This window comes from Heliomarina baculiformis (assembly GCF_019966545.1).
GTDB classification, from domain to species: domain Bacteria; phylum Pseudomonadota; class Alphaproteobacteria; order Rhodobacterales; family Rhodobacteraceae; genus Heliomarina; species Heliomarina baculiformis.
This window is the reverse complement of sequence record NZ_JAIMIC010000020.1, coordinates 32,359-44,148: the sequence shown is the minus strand read 5'-3', so window position 1 is coordinate 44,148 and position 11,790 is coordinate 32,359. Positions and strand designations below refer to the sequence as shown.

At 57.3% G+C, this 11,790-nt stretch carries 5 protein-coding genes; 4 read left to right on the top strand and 1 reads right to left on the bottom strand.

What is annotated here, in order from left to right; translation table 11 throughout:
* Positions 1 to 323: 323 nt before the first annotated feature.
* The 4 genes from MF268_RS24075 to MF268_RS24060 all read left to right on the top strand — a co-directional run bounded on the left by MF268_RS24075 (position 324) and on the right by MF268_RS24060 (position 9,896).
* Positions 324 to 1,886 (top strand): hypothetical protein, encoded by a 1,563-nt coding sequence (locus MF268_RS24075; protein WP_238373266.1) that lies wholly within the window; start codon positions 324 to 326, stop codon positions 1,884 to 1,886.
* Between the two features lie 913 nt (positions 1,887 to 2,799).
* Complete coding sequence (locus MF268_RS24070; protein WP_238373265.1) at positions 2,800 to 4,098, top strand: calcium-binding protein; 1,299 nt, start codon at positions 2,800 to 2,802, stop codon at positions 4,096 to 4,098.
* Positions 4,099 to 4,348: 250 nt separating this feature from the next.
* Positions 4,349 to 6,511 carry a C1 family peptidase gene (locus tag MF268_RS24065; protein ID WP_238373264.1) on the top strand — a complete coding sequence of 721 codons (2,163 nt, stop codon included), beginning with the start codon at positions 4,349 to 4,351 and terminating at the stop codon, positions 6,509 to 6,511.
* A gap of 10 nt (positions 6,512 to 6,521) precedes the next feature.
* Positions 6,522 to 9,896: a D-Ala-D-Ala carboxypeptidase family metallohydrolase gene (locus MF268_RS24060; RefSeq protein ID WP_238373263.1), complete on the top strand. Its 3,375-nt coding sequence runs from the start codon at positions 6,522 to 6,524 to the stop codon at positions 9,894 to 9,896.
* Between the two features lie 171 nt (positions 9,897 to 10,067).
* Here MF268_RS24060 and MF268_RS24055 read toward each other — a convergent pair whose 3' ends face one another.
* The gene (locus tag MF268_RS24055) at positions 10,068 to 11,789 is read right to left on the bottom strand and encodes an ABC transporter substrate-binding protein (protein WP_238373262.1); all 1,722 of its coding nucleotides are present in this window, start codon (positions 11,787 to 11,789) and stop codon (positions 10,068 to 10,070) included.
* Between the last annotated feature and the right edge of the window lies 1 nt (position 11,790).

The window sequence follows — 11,790 nt, the reverse complement described above, 5'->3', positions numbered from 1 at the left end:
CGTTTCAGTCCCATAGTCAGTCTCCTTTGTTGCAGTAAATGCTATCAAAGGAGCGGCATCAAACCGCGACAGGTCCACTTCTCATCAGAGGGGCACGCGGCGTCCTGGCACCGGAACGGCGCGAGGCTGCAACGCATACGCAAGGGAGTATCGGATACGAAAATCTCGTGCATGCCGCGCGTAAGGCCGCAATCGGTCAGGCCGGCCTCACATCGAGAACAGCCCATCGCGCCATCGCACGTTCAGTCGGAAAGATGGCCTTGGGACTGACTTGTCCGCCCGAGATGGTTCGGGTCCAGAACGGGGACTGGGAACTCCTCGATTTGAGCGGATACCAAGCTGCCGACAAGGTGACTGAATTCAACGAGGTTCTCGACCTGCAAGGCTGCGACGTGGTGATCCTGGAGACGCTGACCGAAGGGGCTCTCAAGGACCGCATCGCGGCAAGTATCGGAAGCTCGTCGCCCGTTTCCGTTAGCGTGCTGCCGGCACCGGCCGTGGCACACGGCGCCTTGCTTGCGGCGCATAGGGCCGGGAACGGGGCGCCGATCTTTTTCGACTTCTTGCCCAGGCTGTCCACCATTGTCTACGGGGCTGATGGCGCGGCGAATTTCGACCTCATTAGACCGGAAGAGACACTTGAAGCCGGCCGCACTTATCGGAGCCCTAACCCGGCAATGCTCGCGATACCGGCGGGGCAGGAGAATGTCTCCGTGTATCTTCGAAAGGAAGCTTCACCACCACCGCGAAAGGCGACCATCGCGATCGGCACGCCGCTGAGGGAACAGGCGGCCGTGTCGCTCTGGGTCGAGCAGAAACCGGCGGCCGGTCGGGCAAGAATCCTGATGGAAGCGCCAATATTGGGTCGGAGCTTCACGGTCGACTGGGACGATGCACAAGAAGATGCCCGATCTTGGGATGAGATCATCGAAAGCCAACAGCACCATGTCTCAATCCCGCAGCGCTTGATTCTTCCCTGCGGGATGCCCGCATGGGAAGACACCGCTCGCGCCGATGGTCTGCTCAGTCTTCTCCAGTCGGAACCCTTCCGCATCAACCCCGATTGGGAAACGCTCGCGGCGAAGCTGTCGCAACGGCCGTTCGGGCAATACTGCATCTCCAGCGATGGAGATCTTCCCGCCGAGATCGGCCGGGAGGAAATTGAGCGACTCGATATCCTGACGGACAAGGCGCTGGACGTTACACGCAGACGCCTGGCCGGCGAAACGGGCGCAGGGACCGAAGACAACGCGGCCTTGAAGTTCTTGACATGGCAGTTTCGGCGGTGTCCGACCGACGTGGTCAAATGGTTGACGGAGTGCATCGAGACGCGTGGGCGGGCCCACCCGTTCGTGCGCCACCAGATGAGCTGGGTCCTCGTCTACCAGGGGCTGGGACGGATCCTTCGCGATGAGGAGGCCGTTGAGCGCGTCGTCGAGATGCTTCTGTCCTCGGACGTCGAGAACTGGGTGTGGAATCGGCAAAGCGCGTGCATGGCCTTTCTGCTGTCGCGGTCGGATATGACCCCGATGCTGCTGTCTCGGGAGGACGTTGACAGATTGGCAAGCCGCACGCTGACGGATTTTAGGCGCAACATCGGGGAAGAATACACCAAGTTCAACTACGCGCCCTTTCTGCTCGCGGGTCTTCTCAGGTGGCGCCTCAAAGACCCCATGGCCTTGGTGTCTGGCATTGATCCCTTAGCCGACGATTTCCTGGCGATCATCGTGGAAGTCGAAGTTGATCTGATTGGCCGCCGTAGACCGAGTGCCAACCTCCAGCGGCGACGCGACAAGATCTTGCCGATTCTACGGGATCTCAAGGAGGAATTGCTCGGCGAAGGGACAAACCCGGATCTTCTTATGGACATCTACGGTGCGAGCTGACGCTGAGATGCTGCATGCGCAGTTCAGCGAAGTCACTTGTAGCTTCTGCACATGCCTTACGGCTCTATGCCCGCCAAGTCAGCTGGGAAGCAGACGCGGGGCATGCAGATGCGGTAAATGTCCGCTCACCGCCCGCCCTAATCCAGATTGCCGTGGTGGTTGCAGATATAAGCGCGCGCCGAACGTCGGGAGGATCCCGCTCAGCCAATGCATGCCGGCCCAAAGTGTCACATGCTATTTCACATGAAGACCGGGAAGCTGTCGCGAGGAGCAATGTGCTTCCATGCTCGCTTTGAAAGGACTAAAATACAGAAGTGGAGAGGCACTACGGGAGCCGATGCGTGTTGAAACCTGACGGCGAAAACCTTTGTGCGTAGTCCGCGCAATCCTTTGTGCGCAAAGGATGGTCTAACCCTTTCAAATCACAATGGTCGGGGCGAAACATTACGCGCGCGCCTACAACGGCTTCCGGGCTGCCTGCAACCGCAGGCGGCCCGTAAGACCATCGCGGGTCGTCACCCCGTGCCGAGATTTGCAGAACGCTGGTTCCGGTTTCCAAATTGCCCGGACGAAAAGCAACGATTCGCACCCTTCCCCCATCCTGACACCACGGCGAGCGCTTTAGCATCGCAGCACCAAATCGATGCCGCGACCGAACCCCTGCCTGTAAGTTCTTACTTGTAAACTGGAAATCCGGATGCTCGCCCATCTGACGTTCAAGGGCAGCCTGCCCTTGCGATCGCTTGTAAAAAATCCGCGTCAATCTCTTCTTTTGCGTGCAATATTGTTTCGGAGTGCCATTCCCTCGGCTCAGGCTGATTGAATTTACAGGGCTATTTTGCCCTGCCGCCCGGCCCACAGGGGCACTCGCCTAAAAGAGAATTGATACAGAAAATATTTCCGGGAGAGGACAATGACCAAGTTCAATTTGGATGTGACATTTGATGGTATAAACGACGTTGAAAGACTGCCCGGCCAGTCCGTATTCGAAGGCGGCCCTTTCATGGGCTATTACAATGTTTTCGCGTCGGACCCGGATGAAATAGAAGGTACGGTCAGCTTTACCGGCAGCGGATGGCGGTTGAAGGCCCTCCGCCTTACCGGCGACAACAGCCAAACGGTGTTTACTGACCTTGATAACGGCGAAGACCGCCGCATCGATTTTCTCGAGCTCGGTTATAACAGCGATGTCGATCTGATCTCGACCCGCGCCAGATATATCTTTGGCTGGGATGGCGAAAAACACATCGTGAAATTGGGCAACCAGCAGGATGGCAGCACCGCTTCAATAAACCTCTACGCCACGCAGAATACGGTGGTCACCGGAAATGCCTACGTTCAAACAATAAATACGGGCGGTGAGGGCGACGGTGCCAAAGATAAAATCACAATTGGCGACGGCGGCGCAGGTTCGCTGTTCACAGGAAACGGAAATGATTTTGTATCAACAAAAGGCTGGGTCGAATTCGCCTCAACCGGATCTGGCAATGACAAGGTCAATATCGGCAGCGAAGGTGCCGGGGCCATTCGTACAAAGGACGGCAAGGATACCGTCATCACCAAGGATGGCTGGGTCGAGCTTATTTCCACAGGCAACGACAATGACAAGGTCAAGCTGGGCGAAGGGTTTGCCAGCACCGTCAACCTGAGCGGTGGGAATGACAAACTGTTCATTGTCGACGCACTGAACAGCGATTACGGCGTCACGGCATGGGGCGGCGACGGCACCGATATGATCAATTTCGCGAAATTCTCGATGGGCGTGACTTATTCGTTGTGGGCGTCCGGCTGGCAGAATGTCGGCGCCTCAAACGGCGAAACGGAAAACATCGCAGGCTGGGTCCGAACCCATCGATTTGAAAACGTCGTAGGGTCGAAAAAAGCTGACAATCTAACCGGAAATGGCGAGGACAATGTCATCAAGGGTGGCAAAGGCAATGATACCCTTGCCGGGATGGGCGGTGACGACAAGATTATCGGTTCGGCAGGAAATGACACGTTCGTATTCGGCGCAAATAGTGGAACCGATCTGGTCAAAGGCTTTCAGCAGGGCAGCGATACGCTGCGCATCGAGGACCATAGCGGCAATTTCCATTCTCTCGACATCTCAAAGGACGGCAAAGACCTTGTGATCGAGCATGACGGCGGCAGCATTATTCTGGCGGGTGACGGGGGTTTGAAACTGACAGCGGATGATTTCGATTTCATCTGATCCGCTGTAATAACAATCTTGCATCGGGAGAATGCTGCCGGTGCAAGGCCGAATTAATCATCTGAAAACAGGCTTCAAAAGCCACCGTAGTGGCGTGACGCTATTCCCCTCACCCGGGTCTGGCGCGCACACCCACAATCTTAGATGCTGTATTTTATCAGAAATTCGTGCTAAGGTTGCATATTACAAGCGCATAGTTTTTAGAACTATTTTTGATCAAGCCCTTTTAAACAAGTGATTTTTTACCGTCATGACTCTTATTGCGCCCGCATACGTGGAAAAGAATCTGGTACGCCGGGATTGGGTCGATCTGCGTGATCAGGAATACATCCCCAACCTGTCCATTCTGCGCCAAGCCGTATCGCTGGACCCGCGTCTGCTCGTCAAAGACGGGGAGTCGGACATGAAAATTCCCGTTTTCGGCACTAGGAATCAGGGCGAAACCGGGCGCTGCGTTGGCTACGCGCTGGCAAATCTGATCGACATACAGCTTGGTCTCCAATTCCTTCGCGGCGCTGAAAAGAGCAATAAGACAACCGAACAGATCCGGAATATTGTCAGCGCCGATATGCTTTATTGCATGGCCTTCTTTCATGACACCTATCCCGAACTCGACGATCGTCAATTACCGCTAGGCGAAGGCGTACATACGCTTCGCTCCGTTATAAAGGGGTTTTATCATCACGGTGTCTGCCCCGACTGGCCGGAAAACTCGCAACCCTCTCATGAACATTTCTGGCAAAGCAGCTCTTATTGCGTCCCTTTCGTTGAGAAGCCTTTCCGGTTTCCCTCGGTCGATCAGGCTAAGAAAGCCCGGGAAATCGGATTGGGGGCCTATTTCCGCGTAGCGCCGGTTCTCAATCATTTCCATGCGGCTTTGAACGATGCCGAAGCAATTCTTGTATCGGCAAACGTGCATCACGGATGGCTGAACGTTGGCCCGGAAAACGGCGGCGTTATCGAATGGCCGCCCAGCAAGGGCGTAATTGGAACCCATGCCTTCACCCTTGTCGGATATGACGAGCTTGGGTTTCACGTTTTGAATTCGTGGGGAAAGAACTGGGGCGGCTACAAAGGCATTGGCGGCGTCGCTCTCTGGAAATACGAAGACTGGGCACGGCATATCGTCGATTCCTGGGTATTACGCCTTGGGGTGCGCGCGCCGAGTGCTTTCGACTTTTCCATCGGGGAAAAAGGCATCCGAGGCATGATCGGCAAGGTCCAGACCGGATCGACGCCCTGTTTCGAATTGATGGGCCATTACATTCATCTCGACGATGGGATGCATGTCCGCACCGGGTCATATCCTTCGGATGAAAAAGGGTGGCCAAAGACGCGCCAATATCTTTCCAAATGCCTTGCCGAAAAAAAGCCTAAAGAAAAGAAATACGACGGCATCCTGATCTGGATCTCGGGAAGTCTCGAAGGGATAAAACCGTCATTCGCCGCCGCGGCACGTCGCAAGAACATGATAAAGGCTGCCCGGCTTTATCCCTATTCGGTTTTCTGGTGCAACAGTTTCGCCGAGAACTCGCTTGAGACGCTCACCGGACTGTTCGACATTTATAAGGATCAGGTCGGAGACGATAGCGAACAGCTCGATGCGCTGATTGAAAACCGGATACGCGGAATCGGACGCGCATTTTGGCGCGATTTCAAACTCAGCGCCTATCGCGCGGTTTGGGGAGAGCGCGAACATTCCTGCCATCACAAGACGGGTTCCCCGCCGCAGGGCTATATCGGCCAGTTTCTCGCCGACCTCATCCAATTGCGAAAAGAGACGGGGTGTCAAATCCATCTCGTGGCCGAGGCAGCTGGCGCTCAGGTCGTGAATGAAATGCTCGCCCTTCTCGATACGCATGAGCAATTGAAAGGTTCGGCATCAAAGCCGGCAAAAAGCATCCCACCGCAGGAAATCTTCGATACTCTACACCTGATCCACCCCTCCATCGCCATTCAAAAGGCTGAAAAGCGTTTATTGCCGCTGATTGCCGCCATGAACAAAGGCGTTTCCGGGCAAGAAAAAGCCGAACTGCCAGACGAACCGGTAACTGTTTTCCCGCTGGTCAAAACCAAAAATCCACCTCGCGCCCGCATCTACATTCCCACCAAGGAACTCGAACAGCGCGTCCATTTTGCCTATTACGGCAAATCCATTCAGCACCTCGTTTCCCGTTCTTTCGCCCAGCGCCAACCGGGCCTCGCCAAATCCGAATTGTTCCTTGGCATGGCAGAACTTGTCGATAAAGCCGATTTCCCGGCCCGGACCGCCTTGCACCTGCTGACGGGAATAAGGGCACAAAAACATGCGTTTGACCGCGTTTCCCAGATCGCCCTGAACAACGACACGGTGATCGAAAACCACATTCTCGAAACCATCGGAAAATTCAGCGACCAAAAAAATTTTAAGTGAGGAGTTGGAAATGACCAAGATCAGCGTCGATCAATTGATGTCCAAAATGGCCGACCCCAATATGGACGAATCCGAACTGTCGCCATATTTCATTCCCGACCCGGAAAATTCCGGCCCGTTCAATCCGGCTCTCAAACTCAACCCGGATACGGTGGAAATTCCCACCGGGCCAAATGCGCTTGAACGCTCTGCGCTCGTGATGAATTCGGCCAATTGGTTCGCCCGTCTGAGCCGGCGCAACAAGTTCCAGAAGATCATCGCAAGCGGTTATGACGGCCCGATTGTCATCTCCGAAGGCGACAGCTGGTTCCAGTACCCGGTCTTCCTAAAGGACGTGATCGACCACCTTTATGAAAACTACGCTATCCTGTCGCTTGGCGCGGCGGGCGATCTGCTCAAGAACATGGCGGACAAGCAGGAATACATCAAAGCCCTGCGCGACACCGGGGCCAGCATCCTGCTGCTGTCGGGCGGCGGCAATGACCTAGTCGCCGAAGGGGCGCTTGCCCTGCATCTCGAAGAATTCGACCCCGACCTGATGCCCGAGGATTACCTGCTGCCGTCGTTTAACGCCCTGCTCGACGAAGCGCTTGGGCATTACGGACGCATGTTCACGCAGGTCCACCAGCAGTTTCCGCATGTCTCGATCCTGTGCCACGGCTATGACTACCCGGTGCCGAACAACGACCGCTGGCTGGGCAAACCGATGGAATCGCGTGGCATTTTGGACCGGAGCCTGCAAAAGAAGATCGCCGCGGTGATGATGGACAAGTTCAATCGCCGCCTGCGTCGCCTTGCCGATACCCACCCCCATGTCACCTATATCAATTGCCGGAACGTGGTCGGCGATCATCGCTGGCATGACGGGCTGCATCCCACGGATGAGGGCTATGGCGATGTGGCCGCCAAGTTCCGGCGCGAAATCAGCAAGCTGGCCAATACCCGCAAAGCGCCGCCCATGGTCATCGACGGCCCCTTTGGCTCGGCGCGCAGCCTGTCGCGCGCGCTGCAATCGCCCCCTGTGATCGCGGGCGGGCAACCCACCGGCATGTCGCTGCATGTGGGGCTCAACACCGTCGATCCCGGCCATTACGCAGGCTGGGACGGCAGGCTTGCCGCCTGCGAGGCCGACGCGCTGGCGATGGAAAACCTTGCCACGGCCGAAGGCTTCAAACCCGAGCTTCTTCTGACCGCAGACGCCACCCGCCAGAATGTCATCGAGCAGGTCGAAAAGGCTGCCAGAGATCTCAAGCCCGGCGACATGTTCCTGTTCACCGTCTCGGGACATGGCGGCCGCATCCCCGATTTCAACCAGGACGAAGACCAGGACGGCGACCAGAAGATCGACGAGACGCTTTGCCTCTTCGACTTCCAGCTGGCCGATGATGAACTCTACATGCTCTGGACGAAATTCCGCGCGGGCGTGCGGATATTGATGGTACCCGACACCTGCCATTCCGGGTCGATGGTCCGCTTTGGCCCGATTTCTCCCGCCACCCTGTTCGGACGATCACTGGATCTGGCCGGTACACCCCGTGCCATGCCGCTTGATGTGGCCGACGCGGTCTTCCGGGCAAATGAAGGTGCCTATCGCGAGGCGTCGAAATCCTACGGTGCGTTCAAGGAAAGCGTGATGACCAACCCGCTGATCACGCCGATCAAGGCGTCGGTGCTCAACCTTGGGGCCTGCAAGGATGAACAATTCGCGATGGACGGCCCGCAGCATGGTGCCTTCACCGGCGCGCTGCTGTCCGTCTGGGACAATGGCCGTTTCTCGGGTGGCTATCAGTCTTTCCGGCAGGAAATCGAAATACGGATTGCCAGCGCGAGCCAGATCCCCCAGCTTTTCGACAGGCTGCATAAAGAGCCGAATTTCATCAACGATCGGCCTTTCACACTCCAGCCCAAAGGGACGTTTGCAACCGCGACGCCCTCGCTCGCAGCGTCTACATCCATGCCTGTGGAGATGGGTGAAGGCGATGAGAGCGACCAGATTTCGGATGAAGAGGTCGACGCAATCTTTGCCGCCAAATCGCGGGGCGCGGGTGTCCGCAGCACCTCGGCCGCGCTCAACTGGGGCGATTACGGCGACTTCGACCGCTTTATCAAATCACTGAATTTGCGCAATTTCTCGACGGATGAATTCCTGATCCTTGGCGGTGCCCATAGCACGCCGGGTGGCATCTGCGCAGGCAAGAACACCTATCCGCCCCGCGCGCTCTGGCCCAATATCGCGCGCACCGCGCAGGTGCTCGACCATCTGCGCGACCGGCTCGACAAGCCCATCGCGATCACCAACGCCTATCGCGCGCCTGCCTATAACGCCTGCATCGGCGGGGCCAAGGGCAGCAAGCACATGGAATTCAACGCGCTCGATTTCAAAGTCTCGGGCATGTCCCAGCCCGATGTCGCCATGGCCCTACGCTGGCTGCGCGACAAGGAAGAGTTCTTCACCGGCGGGATCGGTCGGTACAACGGTTTCACCCATATCGACACACGCGCCGTCAGCACCACATGGCCGCCCGCTTTCCGCGATGCCGCCCTGCCCGGGTCCTCACCGCTGATGGAGCGCGCACCCACCAGCCTCAAGGAAAGGATCGAGAAACTGATCGCCACGGTGCTGGCGGAACCCCGCGCCACCCGCAGCAAGAAAGGCGCGAAATCCGCTTTTGCCCAGGCAACCAGCCGTTCGGCCGAAAGTTTCGATCCAAGCTCGCAAGTTGAAATCCATCAGCAATCGCTTCAGGCGGCTGTAAATGCGTCCAGCGTGATGTCCTTTGTCGAAAACCTCACCCCCGGCCAGAAGGAGGACGTGCTGCTCTCGACCCTGTTTGCCCAGCGCGCCGCAGATGCAAAGGCCGACCCGATCACCCAGCGCGCCGAATGGTATGCGGCCTATATGGAGATGCTTGGGGTGATGGGCTGGACCCGCGAATCCCAGCCTTTCGAGGCCAGCCAAAAGATGAAAGGAAACGGCAGTTTCGATCAGGTCATTCTTGCCACGCTGGCGCAGGTCGCGACCGGCAACCAGTTCAAGATCGTCGAGACAGCAATAGAGGCACTGCGCGGGCTGGCCTCGGGTGATGGCAAGATCCAGCTCTTCGATTTCGAAACCTCGAGCACGACCGGCGGCAATTTTCAGATCGGCAGCGCCGAGGCGGCGGGCGACGTGATCTCATTGGCGCTGGGGGCGTTCAACTTCACCTTCAAGGACAAAAAGCAGAACATCCTCTTTGTCTCCTGGGGCAAAAATGAACTCGACTACTGGCTGTCGGCCTCGCGCATGTCGCTAAGCCCGACGATCTATGCGGACGTCCGCGAAACAGTAAAAAGCAAGCTGGCGGACTCGCGGCAGCGACTGATTGCCGACATCGACATTGGTTAACGCGCGCTCGGTAAGGCCTGCGGGTATTAAGGATTTGTTGAGAGAATTTAGCATGTCGGCAGCCCGAAGGCGCCTTGTTGATGCACGGACGGTGTACAGGGGGTGTACAGCATGTGCACAGCGTTTTCGCTGAAATGACCGGGGCCTGACGGCCCCGGCCGGATCAGATCCTTACTGCCAGGATTTGATCAGTTCGTCATAGGAAACGGTCTTCGGTTCCTCGTCCTCGTTGTCGAGCTTCGCCTTGGGCGAGCCTTCCATCGAGAGCCATTCTTGAGGGTCCTTTTCCTCGTTCAGCTTCGGCCCGATATCGCCTTGGATGCCTGCGCGCTCCAGACGCTCCATCACCCGTTCCTGATCGGCGCAAAGCGCGTCGAGTGCTTCTTGCGGGGTTTTGGCACCCGACATGGCGTCACCGATGTTCTGCCACCAAAGCTGCGCCAGTTTCGGGTAGTCAGGCACGTTGGTCCCGGTCGGCGACCATGCAACACGTGCGGGCGAACGGTAGAATTCGACCAGACCGCCCAGCTTGTCCGCACGCTCGGTAAAGCTTTCGTGCTGGATCGTCGACTCGCGGATAAAGGTCAGGCCCACATGGGATTTTTTGACGTCCACAGTCTTGGAGGTCACGAACTGCGCATAAAGCCATGCGGCCTTGGCGCGATCCACCGGGGTCGATTTCATCAGCGTCCAGGACCCAACGTCCTGATATCCGATCTTGGTGCCTTCTTCCCAGTAGACGCCATGCGGGCTGGGGGCCATGCGCCACTTGGGCGTGCCGTCCTCGTTCATGACCGGCAGACCTTCTTTCACGGTGTCCGCGGTAAAGGCGGTGTACCAGAACATCTGCTGTGCCACGTTGCCCTGCGCCGGGATCGGGCCAGCCTCGGAGAAGGTCATGCCTGCTGCGGCGGGCGGCGTATATTTCTCAAGCCATTCAATGGCTTTGGTGACCGCGTAAACGGCTGCGGGACCATTGGTCGCGCCGCCACGGGCCACGCAAGAGCCGACCGGCTGCGAGTTTTCGTTGACGCGGATACCCCATTCGTCAACCGGCAGACCGTTGGGCTCGCCCTTGGAACCGGCACCGGCCATCGACAGCCACGCATCGGTATAACGCCAGCCAAGCGAGGGGTCTTTCTTGCCGTAGTCCATGTTGCCAAAGACTTCGCCTTCGACGCCCATGTGGCTCAAGTCGCGACCGGTAAAGAATTCGGCAATATCTTCATAGGCCGACCAGTTAACCGGAACGCCAAGATCATAGCCGTAAGCTTCCTTGAAATCCGCCTGGTTCTTTTCGTCGTTGAACCAGTCGTACCGGAACCAGTAAAGGTTCGCGAACTGCTGATCGGGAAGCTGATAAAGCTCTCCGTCCGGCGCAGTGGTAAAGGAAAGACCAATGAAATCGTCGAGGTCGAGACCGGGGTTGGTCACGTCCGCACCTTCGCCCGCCATCCAGTCGGTCAGAGAGCGCGCCTGCTGGTAACGCCAGTGGGTGCCGATCAGGTCAGAGTCGTTGATATAGGCGTCGTAGATGTTCTCGCCCGACTGCATCTGTGTCTGCAGCTTTTCGACAACGTCGCCTTCGCCGATCAGGTCATGGGTCACCTGGATGCCGGTGATCGCCGTAAAGGCAGGTGCAAGAACCTGGCTTTCGTATTCATGGGTCGTGATCGTTTCCGACACCACCTTGATGTCCATACCTGCCATCGGCGCCGCAGCGTCGATGAACCATTGCATTTCGGCTTCCTGTTCCTCGCGGGTGAGGGCCGACATATCGCCGATCTCGGAATCGAGGAACTGTTGCGCCGCTTCCATATCGGCAAACGCCGGACCGGACATGAGCCCTAGGCCCAGCGCCAGCGCGGTTGATGATTTCAAACTCAGGTTCATT

Coding starts and splice junctions, on each gene's coding strand:
- MF268_RS24060 (WP_238373263.1), top strand. CDS start 6,522: ATGACCAAGATCAGCGTCGATCAATTGATGTCCAAAATGGCCGACCCC.
- MF268_RS24055 (WP_238373262.1), bottom strand. CDS start 11,789: ATGAACCTGAGTTTGAAATCATCAACCGCGCTGGCGCTGGGCCTAGGG.
- MF268_RS24065 (WP_238373264.1), top strand. CDS start 4,349: ATGACTCTTATTGCGCCCGCATACGTGGAAAAGAATCTGGTACGCCGG.
- MF268_RS24070 (WP_238373265.1), top strand. CDS start 2,800: ATGACCAAGTTCAATTTGGATGTGACATTTGATGGTATAAACGACGTT.